Origin of the sequence: Arthrobacter sp. LAR12-1-1.1 (assembly GCF_040676555.1) — a bacterium.
Classification (GTDB): domain Bacteria; phylum Actinomycetota; class Actinomycetes; order Actinomycetales; family Micrococcaceae; genus Arthrobacter.
Map to the genome: position 1 here is coordinate 187,505 of NZ_JBEGIG010000023.1, position 14,628 is coordinate 202,132.

At 66.4% G+C, this 14,628-nt stretch carries 13 protein-coding genes and 1 tRNA gene; 5 read left to right on the plus strand and 9 right to left on the minus strand.

Annotated features, from left to right (window positions below):
- Position 1: 1 nt before the first annotated feature.
- Genes MRBLAR12_RS13740 through MRBLAR12_RS13765 form a run of 6 tightly spaced genes read right to left on the minus strand, consistent with a single transcriptional unit; the run spans position 2 to position 7,742 of the window.
- A complete protein-coding gene (locus MRBLAR12_RS13740) occupies positions 2-1,840 on the minus strand; it encodes a protein kinase domain-containing protein (RefSeq protein ID WP_364746651.1) in 1,839 nt (612 codons plus the stop codon).
- Positions 1,837-3,294, minus strand: a complete 1,458-nt coding sequence (locus MRBLAR12_RS13745; protein WP_229996076.1) for a peptidoglycan D,D-transpeptidase FtsI family protein — start codon at positions 3,292-3,294, stop codon at positions 1,837-1,839. Before MRBLAR12_RS13745 ends, MRBLAR12_RS13740 begins: the two co-directional genes overlap by 4 nt.
- Complete coding sequence (locus MRBLAR12_RS13750; protein ID WP_229996075.1) at positions 3,291-4,739, minus strand: FtsW/RodA/SpoVE family cell cycle protein; 1,449 nt, start codon at positions 4,737-4,739, stop codon at positions 3,291-3,293. The genes MRBLAR12_RS13745 and MRBLAR12_RS13750 overlap by 4 nt, the downstream gene beginning before the upstream one ends.
- The gene (locus tag MRBLAR12_RS13755) at positions 4,736-6,511 is read right to left on the minus strand and encodes a PP2C family protein-serine/threonine phosphatase (RefSeq protein WP_364746654.1); all 1,776 of its coding nucleotides are present in this window, start codon (positions 6,509-6,511) and stop codon (positions 4,736-4,738) included. Before MRBLAR12_RS13755 ends, MRBLAR12_RS13750 begins: the two co-directional genes overlap by 4 nt.
- Before the next feature lie 2 nt (positions 6,512-6,513).
- Positions 6,514-6,996, minus strand: coding sequence for an FHA domain-containing protein FhaB/FipA (locus MRBLAR12_RS13760; protein WP_091560792.1), 483 nt, complete (start codon positions 6,994-6,996; stop codon positions 6,514-6,516).
- The gene (locus MRBLAR12_RS13765; RefSeq protein WP_229994283.1) at positions 6,993-7,742 is read right to left on the minus strand and encodes an FhaA domain-containing protein; all 750 of its coding nucleotides are present in this window, start codon (positions 7,740-7,742) and stop codon (positions 6,993-6,995) included. The genes MRBLAR12_RS13760 and MRBLAR12_RS13765 overlap by 4 nt, the downstream gene beginning before the upstream one ends.
- Before the next feature lie 110 nt (positions 7,743-7,852).
- On the opposite strand from MRBLAR12_RS13765, the gene MRBLAR12_RS13770 reads away from it, so the two are divergent.
- Positions 7,853-7,987 carry a hypothetical protein gene (locus MRBLAR12_RS13770; protein WP_290369371.1) on the plus strand — a complete coding sequence of 45 codons (135 nt, stop codon included), beginning with the start codon at positions 7,853-7,855 and terminating at the stop codon, positions 7,985-7,987.
- A 139-nt stretch (positions 7,988-8,126) separates the two neighbouring features.
- Positions 8,127-8,209, plus strand: a tRNA-Leu gene (locus MRBLAR12_RS13775).
- Positions 8,210-8,517: 308 nt separating this feature from the next.
- On the opposite strand, the gene MRBLAR12_RS13780 is transcribed toward MRBLAR12_RS13775, so the two are convergent.
- The gene (locus MRBLAR12_RS13780; protein WP_364746657.1) at positions 8,518-9,189 is read right to left on the minus strand and encodes a hypothetical protein; all 672 of its coding nucleotides are present in this window, start codon (positions 9,187-9,189) and stop codon (positions 8,518-8,520) included.
- Positions 9,190-9,242: 53 nt separating this feature from the next.
- On the opposite strand from MRBLAR12_RS13780, the gene MRBLAR12_RS13785 reads away from it, so the two are divergent.
- Positions 9,243-10,295, plus strand: a complete 1,053-nt coding sequence (locus MRBLAR12_RS13785) for a hypothetical protein (RefSeq protein WP_364746659.1) — start codon at positions 9,243-9,245, stop codon at positions 10,293-10,295.
- Between the two features lie 444 nt (positions 10,296-10,739).
- Here MRBLAR12_RS13785 and MRBLAR12_RS13790 read toward each other — a convergent pair whose 3' ends face one another.
- Together MRBLAR12_RS13790 and MRBLAR12_RS13795 are read right to left on the minus strand one after the other, a co-directional pair.
- On the minus strand, positions 10,740-10,955 hold the full coding sequence (locus MRBLAR12_RS13790) for a hypothetical protein (protein ID WP_364746661.1): 216 nt from the start codon (positions 10,953-10,955) through the stop codon (positions 10,740-10,742).
- Between the two features lie 429 nt (positions 10,956-11,384).
- On the minus strand, positions 11,385-12,095 hold the full coding sequence (locus MRBLAR12_RS13795; protein WP_229994280.1) for a TetR/AcrR family transcriptional regulator: 711 nt from the start codon (positions 12,093-12,095) through the stop codon (positions 11,385-11,387).
- A gap of 181 nt (positions 12,096-12,276) precedes the next feature.
- Here MRBLAR12_RS13795 and MRBLAR12_RS13800 point away from each other — a divergent pair, with 181 nt between their 5' ends.
- Positions 12,277-13,665, plus strand: a complete 1,389-nt coding sequence (locus tag MRBLAR12_RS13800) for a flavin monoamine oxidase family protein (protein ID WP_364746663.1) — start codon at positions 12,277-12,279, stop codon at positions 13,663-13,665.
- 43 nt (positions 13,666-13,708) lie between these two features.
- Positions 13,709-14,623, plus strand: a complete 915-nt coding sequence (locus MRBLAR12_RS13805) for a universal stress protein (protein WP_364746665.1) — start codon at positions 13,709-13,711, stop codon at positions 14,621-14,623.
- The last annotated feature ends 5 nt before the right edge of the window (positions 14,624-14,628 follow it).

The window sequence follows — 14,628 nt, forward strand, 5'->3', positions numbered from 1 at the left end:
TTTAGGGTCCGGACTTGGTAGGTGAAGGTGTTGTGGCGGTGGCTTCGGCGAGGTGATAGGTCACAACGCTGCCGGCGGGCACCTTGGACCCGGAAGGAGGCTCCGAGCTCACGAAGGTTCCGGGATCTTCGTTCTTGTTCGTGGGACTGACGTCGGCTCCCTTGGCCCAGCGCAGCCCGGCGTCCTGGATGGCCTGCTGGACCTTGGCCTCGCTTGAGCCTGCCTTGATGGACGGGACGGAAACCATTTCCGGTCCCTTGGAGTAGCTGACGGTGATGGTGGTGCCGGGCTGGACCGGACCGGAAGGGTCAATGTTGGTGACGGTGCCAGGTGTCGCCTCGTTGACCACCTCGACGCCGGTGACTTGCAGCCCCTGGCCGATCAGCTCGTTGCGGACATCGTTGAAGGGCCTCCCCAAATAGGCATCCGGGATCAGGTTGACCGCTGCCGGGGTGGACTCGGTCGGTGTCGCGGAGCTGGGCGTGGGGGTGGGGGTCTCGGACGCGGACGCGGACGACGCCGAGGGGGTGGCGCTGCTCGGCTTCGCAGAACTGGAGGTCACATTGTTGCTGGCCGGCGCCTGCGAGGGAAACAGATTGCCGGCCTGGCTCACGACCAGACCGACCAGGGCGAACACCACCAGCAGGATCAGCGCAATAAGCGGCCAGGTCCACGGGCTGCGTCCGCGGCGCTTCGGCTCTTCCTCCGGTTCGTCGTAATCTTCCGCTTCCTCTTCCTGCACCCAGCTCCGCTCGGCCGCGAGGGCATCGGCGCGGTTGAGCGCGTTGCGGGCGCCGTAGCCGCTGGCGGCGGCTGCACCGGCTGCCAGGCCGGCCGCCGCGCCGGCACCTGCAGCGCCAACGACGGGCAGCGCGGATGTTGCGGACGTCGACTTGTCCTCCGCGGCGCTGGAGCCAATGACGCTGGTGGCCGCTGTGGGGACGTCGACGGGCGCCGTGATGGGCCCGGTGGCTGCCTCGAAAAGCAGCATGCCCGGCACAGCTGCATGTGCGGCGGAGATGTCACCGTTGCGGATGGCCTCGGCTGCCTCGGACAGCTTGATGGCGTCCGCCGGGCGGTTCTTCGGATCCTTGGCCAGCATGGACATCAGCAGGGCGCGGACCGGCCTGGGCAGCGTGTCAGGCAGCGGCGGCGGCGCGTCGTTGACCTGGGCCAGCGCGATGGCGATCTGGGATTCCCCGGAGAACGGCCGGTGGCCCGTGAGGCACTCGTAGCCGATCACGCCAAGGGAGTAGATGTCCGAGGCCCCGGTGGCAGTCTGCCCCGTGGCCTGTTCCGGTGCCAGGTACTGGGCCGTGCCCATCACCTGGCCGGTCTGGGTCAGCGGAACCTGATCGGCCAGGCGCGCAATGCCGAAGTCGGTGACCTTGACGCGGCCGTCCGGGGTGATGAGCAGGTTCCCCGGCTTGACGTCGCGGTGCACGAGGCCCTGCGCGTGGGCAACAGCCAGGGCACGCGCTGTCTGCGCGATCATCGAAAGGGTGCGGTCCGGGGAAAGCACCTGTTCGTGCTCGATGATGCTGCTCAGCGGCTGGCCCGGAACCAGTTCCATGACCAGGTAGGCCGATCCCTCCTCCTCGCCGTAATCGAAGACGTTGGCGATGCCCACGTGGTTCAGCAGGGCGGTATGGCGTGCTTCGGCGCGGAAGCGCTGCAGGAACCCGGGGTCACCGGTGTATTCCTCCTTGAGCACCTTAATGGCGACAATGCGGCCAAGGATCAGGTCTTTGGCTTTCCAGACTTCTCCCATGCCGCCGATCGCAATGCGCGTGGTCAGCTGGAATCTGCCGCCGAGGGTGATTCCCGAAGTAGGCCTCACTTATTCAACACCGCCTCAAAAATCTTCTTCGCGTTCGGACTGGTTAGGTTTGCGCCTGTGGTGATGTCTACGCCTTCCATGACGATGGTGACAGCCACTTGCGGGTCATTTGCCGGGGCAAACCCGGTAAACCATGAGTTGTTCAGGCCGTTGCCGAGTTCGGCGGTACCGGTCTTGCCGGCCACCTGGACACCGGGCACAGCCGCACGGCTGGCGATGCCGTCGTCGACGACGCTGACCATCCACTCGTTGATCTGCCGTGCGATCTCCGGAGTCGTGGCGGTGCGCAGGGCCTGGGGTTTCGGTTCGTTGATCGCCCGCAGGTCAGGGGCGCGCACGGCCTTGATCAGGTTCGGCTGCATCTGCACCCCGTCGTTGGCGATCGCGGCTGTCATCGTGTTGATCTGGAGCGGGGTTGCCCGGACGTCCCGCTGGCCGATCGAGGACTGCGCCAGGCCGGCGTCGTCCAGCGGCTCGGTCGGGAAGAAGCTCGGGGCGCTGTCCAGCTTTAGCTGGTCACCGAAGTCCTGTCCGAAGCCGAACTTCTCCGCCTGGTCCGCAATGGCCTGCTGCTTCAAATCCAGCGCGATGCTGGCGAACGGCGTGTTGCAGGACTGCTGCAGTGCGAACGCGAACGACGCCGTGCTACGGGTATAGCAGTTGCCTCCCGCGTAGTTGGGGAGCGTGTAGTCGATGCCGGGGAAGGGCATTTCCGCCGGGTTGGGCAGGACGCTGTCCTTGTTGTACTTGCCCGAATTGAGCGCCGCCGCCGTGTCAATGAGCTTGAACACCGAACCTGGTGCCAGCAGCTCGCCCGTGGGTCCGCTGACATTTTGGTTGAGGTTGATCCCGGGGATCTGGTTCAGCTCGTTGTAATTGGCCTGTTCGGCGGCCGCGTCCTGGGTGGCAATCAGGTTGGGGTCATAGGACGGTTTGGAAACCATGGCCAGGATCGCGCCGGTCTTCGGGTTGGTGACCACGATCGACCCGCGCTGGCCGTCCGGGATCAGGTCATAGGCAAGCTTCTGGATCTTGGGGTCCAGGGTCAGTTCCACGGACGCCCCCTTGGGCTGGTTGCCGAGGAACAACTGGCCCACCCGGTCCAGGAACTGCTGGTCCGAGCTGCCGGCCAGCACATCGTTCATGGACTTCTCCAGTCCGGTGAGCCCGTAGTTCTTGGAGAAGTACCCCGTGACGCCGGCGTAGAGCTCGGGCTGGGAGTACGTCCGCTGGAACTTGCAGCTCTCGGTGGCGGGAACGGACTCTGCCACCGGGCTGCCGCCGACAATGATCGCGCCGCGGTCGTTGCAGTAGTTCTGGAGGATGGCGCGCCTGTTCCAGGCGTTGGCTTTGAGCTCGTCGGCGCCAACCACCTGCACGTAGCTGAGCGCACCGAAGACCAGCACGAACATTGCGATCGCGGCGAGCCAGGAATTGCGGATGGCCTGGTTCATAGCTGTTTCACCGCCTCGGTGGGTGCGTCGGGACTGGTTCGGGGGTGGTCCGGGGCCGGCTTGGACGGCATTGCGGGCAGTTTCCGGCTCACGCCCGGTTCCTGGCCGGGCGGCAGCGGCGTCGTGTCCACTGGACCGCGGGCGGAGTGGGAAATCATGAGCAGCAAGCCCACAATGATCCAGTTCGCCAGGAGGGAGGACCCGCCAGCGGCGAGGAACGGCGTCGTAAGTCCGGTCAGCGGGATCAGGCGCGTGACGCCGCCGATCACCACAAAGCACTGCAGCGCGATCGCAAAGGAGAGCCCGGTGGCGAGCAGCTTTCCGAACGCGTCGCGGGTGCCCAGCGCGGCGCGGAAGCCGCGGGTAAACAGCAGCAGATACATCAGGACGATCGCGAAGACGCCGATCAGCCCGAGTTCCTCACCGAATGAGGCGATGATCATGTCGCTGTTGGCGAAGGGGACGAGGTTGGGTCGGCCCTGGCCGAGGCCGGTGCCGACCAGGCCGCCGTTGGCCATGCCGAACAGGCCCTCGACAATTTGGAGGCTGCCGCCGAACTGCCGGCCGTAGACCTCATCGGTGAAGGCGTTGACCCAGCCGTCAATCCGCAGGGCCACGTGTGAGAACACGCGGGCTGCGATGAAGCCACCCACGATAATCAACACGAGGCCGATGATCACCCAGCTGATGCGGCTCGTGGCGACGTAGATCATGACGAGGAACAGGCCGAAGAACAGGATCGAGGAGCCGAGGTCGCGCTGGAAGATCAGCACGCCGATGCTCACGAGCCAGGCGGTGAGCATAGGGCCCATGTCCTTGAACCGCGGGAACTGCACCGGGCCGATTTTGCGGCCAGCCAGCAGGATCAGGTCCCGGTTCGACGACAAATATCCAGCGAAGAAGATGGCCAGCGTGATCTTGGCTATTTCACCCGGCTGGAACGTCATGGAACCGATCTTGATCCAGACGCTCGCGCCCAGGATTTCTCCGGCCGAGACGCCGGGAACCAGCGGAAGGATGAGGAGCACGGCGCTGATGGCCAGCGAAATGTAGGTGAAGCGTCGCAGGATGCGGTGGTCCTTGAGGAACCAAATGACTGCGATCGCGACCCCCATGGCCACCAGCGTCCAGCGCAGCTGGTTGTTGCCGGTGTCCTCGCCCACCCTGTCCAGCCGGTGGATCATGGCAAGGCCCAGCCCGTTGAGGGCCACCACGAGCGGAAGTATTACCGGGTCGGCATATTTTGCGCGGATCCGCAACACCACGTGAAAGGCGAGGGCGGCGGCTGCCAGGAGGCTGGATTGGAACCAGAAGTCGGTATCGAACGCTTTTTGCCGGTCCACGCCCACGAGGGCCTGGGCTCCAATCCCGACGGCGAGGGCAAGGATCAGGAGGACCAGCTCCACGTTGCGTCGTGGCCTGGGCACGGGGTCGATGGGTGTCATTTGGCCCCCTCGCAATTCGTAGTCGGGGTGGCGGATGGTGACGGCTTGGCCGTTCCAGGGGAGGCCGTGGCATTTGGCGTTGCCGTGGAGCCTGGCTTGGCCGTTGCGCCGGGGGTGGCGCCGGCGGCCGTCGCTGCGGGGGACGGGGTGAGGCATTCATCGGCCGGGGCGGTGGTGCCGGTGCGTTCCAGATTTTTGACGATCCGCTGCGCGTCGTAGAGATCGCGGGCGGGCACGGTCTGACGCACCCGCTGCTGCGAAAATTCGGGAAGGTCGGACATCTTGATATCGGTCACCGCTTCGAGAGTGGAAAGCTGGATGGGCCCGAGGCGTTGGGAGACGCCGTTGAAGATGGCCACATGCTGATCGTGCTCGCCGATGTAGTAGCGCGTCTGGGTCCAGGCGTAGCCAAGCCACAGGCCCACGGCGAGCAGCGCGACGATCGCGGCGGCAATGGACACCGTGAACCAGCGGCGCGGCCGTCCGGTGGGCCTGAAGTCCTCGGTGTCCTCGCGGTCCTGTTCCGACTTGTGCGTGAGTACAGTGGCCGCGCGCCGGGCCACGGTGCGTCCGGCTATAGACGGAATGGACCCTGATTCCGCTGCTGCGGCGGCGGCCCCGACGAGTTCGTGGGGGCGCATGGAGAGTTCTTCACGCAGGACTTCGGCCGAGAGGTGTTCGCCCAGATGCGGGTCGGTGGTGGTCTCGGGTTCCTTGCTCCCGGCAGTCTTCTGCGCGGCAGTGGCCGGCGTGCCGTCGGCCGGGGCTCCAGGGGCAGGGTCGGCGGGCCGCGGGCCTGACGCATCCCCGGCCACAGCCCGGGCAGCGGCCCCGGCGTCGTTGCCGGAGTGGTCCTTCTTCGCGGACTCACCGGCGGACGTCGTGGCACCAATCGTGCTGCCGGTCAGCCGTCCGGCTGCCGCGGCGGTCGCCGAGGTCCCTGCGGCCGACGCGGGTACGACGTTGACGGCGGCGGTCCGGACGTCGTCGCGAGTCGGCTCGGCGATGTCGAGCACCACCACCGTCACGTTGTCCGGGGCGCCGGCCTCCAGCGTCAGTTCAATCAGCAGTTCGGCGCATTCGTTCAGATCCTTCGTCTCCCGAACCGTGCGCTCAACGACGTGGCCGGCTACGTAGTTCAGGCCGTCCGAGCAGAGCAACCAGCGTTCCCCGGCCTGGACAGCCAGGGTGTCGAGATCCAACTCCGGGCTGGCATCGACGTCCCCCAGCACGCGCATGAGGACGTTTTTGTGTGGATGCGTTTCGGCCTCTTCGGGGCGCAGGCGGCCCTCGTCGATGAGCCGCTGGACAAAGGTGTGGTCGATGCTGACCTGTTCGAACTCGCCGTCGCGCAGCCGGTAGGCCCGGGAGTCGCCAATGTGGGCGAAGTGGAGCTTGCCTTCGGCCAGGAGCAGGGCTGTGACCGTGGTGCCCATCCCGGCGAGCTTGGGATTGATGTGGACCAGCTCGGACAGCAGGGAGTTTGCCGTCTGGATTTCGTCGGCGAGGACGGTGCCGGCCTCGCCGTCGTAGTCATCATGGTCCAGGTGGATCATGTCCAGGACGGTCGCGGCGGAGGCGACGTCGCCGCCGGCATGGCCACCCATGCCGTCGGCAACGACGGCGAGGTGCCGGCCCACGTAGGCGGAGTCGTCATTCTTGGCGCGTATGCGCCCGACGTCTGAACGCGCGGCGTAGCGCATGATGAGCGGCCGCTTCGGGGCCGTTGTTTTGCCTTCGGCCCTGTCTGCGGGGCGATCCGGGGCAGCCACGGCTACGGCCTCAATTCAATGACCGTCTTGCCGATTCTCACGGGGACGCCCAGCTCCACCGGGAGGGCCCGGGTCAGCTGCTGGTCTGCCAGATAGGTGCCATTAGTGGAGCCGAGGTCCTCGATGAACCAGCGGCTGCCCTGCGGGAACAGGCGGGCGTGGCGGCCCGAGGCGTAGTCGTCCTCCAGGACGAGGGTGGCCTCCTGTGCCCGGCCAAGGAGGATGGGGCTTGCCGCGAGGGGGATGGTGGTGCCCTTCAGTGGTCCCTCGGTCACGATCAGCTGGCGGGCCTGCTGTTTGACGGGGGCGGGCGGGGGCTCGGCGAGGGCCGGATTCTTGCGTACCTGGCGTGCCGTCGGGGCCCCGGCCGCCGCCTTGCGGCCGATCATCAGATCACGGCGCATGGCAGAGACAATGCTGAAGATCAGCACCCACAGGAGGATAAGGAACCCGAAACGCAGGGCCGTGATGGTCAGTTCGCTCATGCGCGGCCGCCTGTGTTGGCGGGCAGTAGGCGGAAGATAATTTTAGTCCGTCCCATCATGATCGTGGCGCCGTCAGCAAGTTCCGAACTGCCCACGATCTTTTGGCCGTTGACGTAGCTGCCGTTCGTGGAGCCGAGATCGATCGCCTGGGCCGTACCAGGCCCGGTCCGGATTTCCAGATGGCGGCGCGAAACACCGGTGTCGTCAATGAGGATGTCTGCTTCCGAGGACCGGCCGAGGACGATCGACGGCGCGTTCAGCGAGTAGCGCTGGCCGTCGATGTCCAGGACGGGTTGAAGCTGTGCCGGCTGGCGTGTCGGGGCCGCCGGTAAGTTGCCGTGAACTCCCGGCTGCGCAGGGGCGGAAGGGGCGTTGGATTTCTCGGTCCGCGAGGAGATGTCGAAATCCCCGGCGCGGTGCTCTTCATCGCGGCGGAAACTGATCCGGACCGGCCCCTGAAGGGTGTAGCCCTGGCTGCGGACATGGTTAATGACGACGTCGCACAGTTCTTCCGCGAGGGGTGTGCCCCATTCCTGGGCGCGCTGGAAGTCGTCGCTGCTAAGAAGGACGTCAAAAACGTTGGGGGCCAGGGTGCGTCCCGCGGCGATTGTGATGGCCTTGTTGTCGACCTCGGTGCGGAGCCGGCTCGCGATCTCGACAGGCTCAACCTGGGCGCGAGAACCGGTGGAGAAGACTCCGCGGACGGCCTTTTCGATGCCGCGCTCGACTTTGTCCAGCAATCCCATGGTCCTTCTCCTTTCCTGTTGGCTGCAGAGCAGCGCTCGTTCCGGAACTCGGTTTCCAACTTTTGCGAGCCCGCGCTCAGCAGACACTCCTACATCAGATACTACTGGGCGTGTCTGGGAATGGCCTCAACGGACGCCGCCGGGCCGACGTCGAAATATGCGCCGACTGCGCCCTGACGTGCGCGGACATCGCCTCCGCGGCTGGCCCGGCGGGCGCCGACGTGACGTCCGGCGACCGGGTATGACTGGCCGGGAATACACCGCAATCCGGGACCTGTCCGGCTCGATTGGTGTTTTCGCGCAATTGTCCGTTATGCTTGATCTCGCTGCTTTTACGAGGTTGGCGGTCCGGGAAACCGGCCCTATCCGAGTGGAAGAAGTTGCGCGCGAGTGGCGGAACGGCAGACGCGCTGGCTTCAGGTGCCAGTGTCCGAAAGGGCGTGGGGGTTCAAATCCCCCCTCGCGCACGCAAATCGAAAGAACCCCGGTCTTCGGACCGGGGTTCTTTCGTTTAACCCCAGGCGACTAACCCACGCGACGTCAGGTTTCGCCCACGCGACACGACTACGGGGCTGGCTCAAGACCAGAAGTGCGATGACTGCGCACAAGCGCTGGCTTGACGGCGAGCCGGTCCAGTCCGTCACGGGCCGCGATGTGCCCCCGAGGTTGTCCTGGCCGGCGCCGCGGTCGAACAGGCCGCCCACTACCGAAGCCCTCCCGCACCGGCTGTCACCTGCGCGGGAGGGCTTCTTCATGTCTGCGTGCCGCGGTCCGGTTACCTGAGTGCCCGCACCGAAGCCAAGACGGTGGTCTTGAAGCCGGTCCTAGAACCGGTCGCCTTACCCATGATGGTCTTGCCTGCGTCGGAGGCGGTGAGCTTGTAAGACTTCGCAGTAGCGCCCGGAATCCTGACGCCGGAGCGGTACCACTGGTAGGCGAAGGCGGAGGGCGTCGGCTGCCAGCCCCCGACATGCACGGTCAGGGTGGATCCGGGCTTGGGTGTGCCCTTGATGATGGGCGTCGCCACCAGGGGGAACGTGCCGGGGCCGATTTTCGCGGACTGTACGGCCGGATGGATGAGGCCGGGGCCGGCCTTGAAGCTCAGCACGGCATCGGCATCGGCCGGGACAGGCTGATACCCCAGGGATGTCGCACCCTTGATCGGAGTTCCGTTGCGGTACCACTGGGGTGCGGCAATGTCTTTGACGGCGTACTGGTCCAGGCCGGCCGGGACGGAAAGGGTTGCCGTCAGGTATCCGTAGACCTTGGCGTTCCCTGTGATGGTGACGCCGGGGGCGGGGAGCTTCACGGCGGGGACACTGACCCATGCCGACATTGACTCCGTGTAGCCGTACTGGCCCCAGAGGGAGGCACTGACGACGACACGAATCTGTCCGCCGACGTCGTCCGCCCCCACGGTGACCGCCGAAAACAGCAGGCAGGGCACTACTATCAGCAACAGGGCCGGGGGGACCGGCCCGCTGACCCTGGGGGGAACAATTGAACAAGAAGGCCATCCGTCTCGGCGCCGCCGGGGCCCTTAACGCCCTGTCGCTGGCCGGTTTCGCCGTTCCGGCGCACGCAGGCTTCGTGCCGTCCTGCGGCCCGATCGTTGATTCGGTCAAGCTCTGCACGGCGCCGGACGGAAGCCAGGAGCCGGTGATGGTCAACAGCCCGGTTGCCGGCCCGCGGCCGATTATCGGGGGCGCCCTGCTGGTCGGCAACACCCTCACCGTTTATGACGGCGCCTGGGATCCCTCCAACGCGACGCTCACGCACCAGTGGCTGCGCAACGACGTACCGATCCTGGGCGCCACCGGTACCACGTACCGGCTGACCAGGTCGGACCTCGGAAAGGGCATCCGGGTCAAGACCACGGGCCGTGCTCCGGAGTACAAGGCAACCACCGTCCAGTCCACCAAGACGCCGCCGGTCACGGACGCCGCCGGCGCCGTTCCGACGGTCCGGGCGGGGTATGTTGGCTTCGAATCCCTGGGCGCAGAAGAGGGTGAATACTGGCCCGTCGTCGTCGCCCAACTGGGGGACTGGGGCCCGAGTGGCGTCCAGTTCCAGTATCAGTGGCTCCGTGACGGCTCGCCCATCCCTGGTGCCACCGCCCCAAGATTTGATAGGACAACGTGGGGTCCGACGGGGCTGCTCAGCCTCCGGGTCACCGGCTACGCCGCCGGCCTCGATCCGGTCACCGTGACCTCTGCAGCCAGCCGCGGCACCTTCACCCCCGAGAGGCCCGGCGCTGTGGTCACCGGCGGCACCGAGGTGGGGGACGTCCTCACCGCTGTCGACCTTCGCTGGTTTGACCACACCGATCGGAACACCAGCGATTGGAATGAGCACCGCTTCCAGTGGACGCGCGACGGCATCTGGATTCCCGACGCTACCGAACTGACCTATACGATCACCGCCGAGGACCAGGGCCACACCCTGGAGCTGGTGACCGAATCTGGCGGGCTCGAGGCCAGCTCCAACTCAGTGACCGTCCCCCCCGGCCGCGGGCACGGTCATCCCGGCGCCCCCGGAGCCCCCGAAGGTTGAGCTGAAGCCGCTGACGAACGTCACCAAGCCGGTCCTGACCGGTACCGCCGTGATTGGCACGGCGATGACGGCGACGGCCGGCACCTGGTCCGAACCTGCCGAAAATCTGACTGTCATCTACTACTGGCAGTCCCCGGACGGGAAGGTATCGGCCACCGGCCCGACGTTCACCCCCAACATGACCCAGCTTGGGACGACGGTCACGCTCATAGCGACCGCCACCGCTCCCGGATACACCACCGCCTGGGCAAAGGTCACCGCGCCCAAGCCCGTGACCGCGCCGGACCCGACCCAGACCAAAGCCCCGGCCATCCGGGGCAACGCGACAGTGAGGGAGAAGCTCACCGTCTCCACCGGCACCTGGTCCGGCTATGCCCCGGGAATGACAGAGACCCGCCAGTGGGTGCGCGACGGCGTCCCGATCGCCGGGGCCACCGGCCGGGACTACACACTGGTGGGCGGCGACTTCGGCAAGAAAATCTCCGTCAAGGTCACGTCCACGATGGGCGGCAGGATCCTGAAGACCCAGACGACCGATACTACGGCGAAGGTGGCTGCTGCGGCGCTGAGCTCGGCCACGCCGACGATCGCCGGCACCGTCAAGGCCGGGACAGTGGTGACCGCGAAGCCCGGCACCTGGACCTGGGGCACTGCCTTCAATACCGCTGGCTGCGCAACGGCGTCCCGATCTACGGCGCAACAGAGTCGACCTACAAGGTCCGGACGGCCGACCGGGATAAAAGGATTACCGTCCGTGTCACAGGCTCCCGGCTCGGCTATACGACCGTCACTCGGACCAGCGGAGCGTACTTCGCCCGCTGACCGCAGGCCTCCCCGGCCATTGCAACGGCACGCCGCGAAGGGGTACAAATCCCCCGCGCACGCAATTGAGAGAACCCCGGTCTTCGGACCGGGGTTCCCTTGTTTAACGTCCAGCTGTAGTCCGGCGTCGGGCTATCCCCATCTTTGCAGGCTCGGGCCGGCGTGTTGCACCGAACCGCAGGCTTGTGGCGGCGTCGTGCCGTTGAAGGTGGGGAACCCGCGGCGGAAATCTGCCTGCCGGCGAACTGCCTGCCCGGCGACGGACCGCTAGGCCGCCCGCAGCGCCCCGAGTCCGGCGAGAAGTGCCTCAAGTCCCAGGCTGAAGGCGACGTCGGCCGGTTTGTCATGGCTGTCCTCGGCCAGACGCTGGACGGCAGAGGTGAAATGCGGCGTCGAGGCGGCCATGGTCCCGGAATCGAAGATGTCCGCCGGTGCCGTGACGTCGTAGGCGGAGCCAAAGATAAACGATTCGAACGCCACGATGGCCGGGATGATGCGCTCCTGGGGAAAACCCGCGCGGCTAAAACCGGCACTGACGGCCTCATACATGGCCAGCGTCTTGGGTGCATCCGTCACGGGGAGTACGGCGATGACCGGGATCAGCGGCGTGTGCTTGGAGAAGACATCGCGGTAGCTCCAGGCCCAGTCCCTCACCGCTTGCTCCCAGGGCCCGGCCTCGAACGCGGCGACGTCCACGAAAGAGGTCAAGTGGTCCTGGACGAGCACCAGCACGTCCCGCTTGGAGGAGACGTGGTTGTACAGCGCCGAGGGCGCCACGTTGAGGGTCCTGGCCAGGGCAGCCATAGTGAAGCCTTCGTAGCCGCTCTTGCCAATCAGCTGCAGGGCCGCCGCAGTGATGCCGTCCTGGTCCAGCACGGCCGCGGCGGGCCGGCCCACGCGGCGGCGGGGCTTGGCGGCGGGGCCGTGCTGGTCTGCCGGGCTGTGCGGATCGGCGGGGACGCTGGTTGCTGCCGTCATTCCGGGCCTTTCTTCTAGCTCTGCTGTCGGTTCCGGGACTTAGCCCATTCTGCCCCCAACTTTACGGGCGAAATTCACCAGGCAGTGGGTCTTCCCTGAAGCGTTGGAAAGGTCTATCATTCTAAATGAACGGCATTCATTTAGTGGTCCGCATCACTCTAGCGGCCACGGGGAGGACATCATGCTGAATCTTGACCGCGACGTCGTCATCGTAGGGGCCGGCCCCTCCGGGCTGACCGCCGCCCGCGAACTGAAGAAGGCCGGACTGAGCGTGGCAGTGCTCGAGGCACGGGACCGCGTGGGCGGCCGGACCTGGACCGACACGATTGACGGGGCAATGCTCGAAATCGGCGGCCAGTGGGTCTCGCCGGACCAGACGGCACTTCTGGGGCTCCTGGATGAGCTCGGATTGCAGACCTACTCCCGCTACCGCGACGGCGAGTCCGTTTACATCGGCGGAGACGGCAAGCGCACCCTGTACACCGGTGACACGTTCCCCGTCGGCGAAACCACCGCCGCCGAAATGGACAAGCTCACGGCGCTGCTCGATTCCCTCGCCGCGGAGATCGGCGCCGAGGAGCCGTGGGCACACCCCAAGGCCCGCGAGCTGGACACCATTTCCTTCCACCACTGGCTGCGGCAGAACTCAACCGATGAGGAAGCCTGCAACAACATCGGCCTGTTCATCGCCGGCGGCATGCTGACCAAACCTGCCCATGCCTTCTCCGCCCTGCAGGCCGTCCTGATGGCTGCCTCCGCCGGGTCCTTCAGCAACCTCACGGATGAGGACTTCATCCTGGACAAGCGGGTTGTCGGCGGAATGCAGCAGGTTTCGCTGCTGCAGGCCGCCGAACTGGGCGGGGACGTGGTCCTCGACAGCCCGGTCCGCACCATCAACTGGGCCGAGGACGCGAGCGGGGGATACCGCGTCACCGCAGTCTCCGAACGCGCCACCGTGAACGCCCGCTTCGTCATCATGGCCGTGCCGCCGAACCTCTACTCCCGGGTTTCCTTCAACCCGCCGCTGCCCCGCCGCCAGCACCAGATGCACCAGCACCAGTCCCTTGGCCTGGTCATCAAGGTCCACGCCGTCTACAGCACGCCGTTCTGGCGCGAGGACGGGCTCTCCGGGACCGCCTTCGGCGCCGGCGCCATTGTGCAGGAGGTTTACGACAACACGAACCATGAGGACCCCCGCGGCACGCTGGTGGGCTTCGTCTCGGACGAGAAGGCCGACGCGATGTTCGAGCTCAGTGCCGCGGACCGCCGCCGCGCCATCCTCGAATCGATTGCGTCCTTCTTGGGCGAAAAGGCCCTGGATCCCGAGGTCTACTACGAGTCCGACTGGGGCTCGGAGGAATGGACCCGCGGAGCCTACGCCGCCAGCTACGACCTCGGCGGGCTGCACCGGTACGGGAAGGACCAGCTGAAGCCGGTCGGACCCATCTACTGGTCTTGCTCCGATCTCGCGGCCGAGGGCTACCAGCATGTCGACGGCGCCGTACGGATGGGGCAGATCACGGCCGCCCGGATCGTCGCAGCAGCGGACCGCGCGTCCGTCGCATCGTAGAAAACCCCAACAGTCAGTTCAATCTAGTTAGGAGAGCGGCCAGATGCGTTACGTAGTGGGGTACTCAGCCAATGCCAGAGGCCATGATGCGGTCAATCTGGCCGTCTCCCTGGCGCTCGGGCGTGGAGCGAGCCTGGACCTTGTGCTGGTGGTGCCCGAAGTGCAGCAGTCCGGGCACGCCGTCGCGCCGAAGGCTGGCTTCGAAAATCTGCTCAATGAGCAGGCCCAGGAGTGGCTCGACCAGGCCCTGGCGCTGGTTCCATCCAGTGTCCCCGCGCAGGCCCACATCCGCAGCCATGATTCCGACGCGCACGCGCTGATCGAGGCGGCCGAGGAACTGGGCGCGGACATGCTCATCATCGGCGCAACCAGCACCGGGATCTTCAAACGGTTCACGATCGGATCGGTGGCCAGCGCCCTGCTCCACGCCTCGACCGTTCCGGTGGCTCTGGCACCGCACGGCTACCACCGCCAGGAGGCCCTGACCCGGATCAGCTGCGGGCTCGGAACCCGGGCCGGCGCCGAGAAGCTGCTCGATTTTGCCCTCGGCATGGCCGTGAACCGGCAGGTTCCGCTGCGGGTGGTGTCGCTGCTGGCGCTCGACGGCGGCGATGCGGCCGGCGCCGCGGAGGCGGCGCGGGAGTACGCGGCGAAGCACCTGGCCGCCGCCCTGCCCGGCGGCGGGCAGGAGGTCCGGGAAGAGGCGAAGACGGAAGTCGTCGTCGCACAGGGCCGCAGCATCGAAGAAGCGGTGGACCGCCTGGGCTGGGAAGACGGCGAGGTCCTGCTGATCGGATCCAGCAGGCTGGCCACGAGCCGGTCCATCTTCCTTGGCAGCACGGCCAACCGCATTCTGCGCGCCCTGCCGGTGCCGATGATCGTGGTCCCCAGTGACTATGAACTGAAGCACCTCAACCAGTCAGCGTCGAATGACACCCCAGGAGAGGCACAACAATGAGCGCA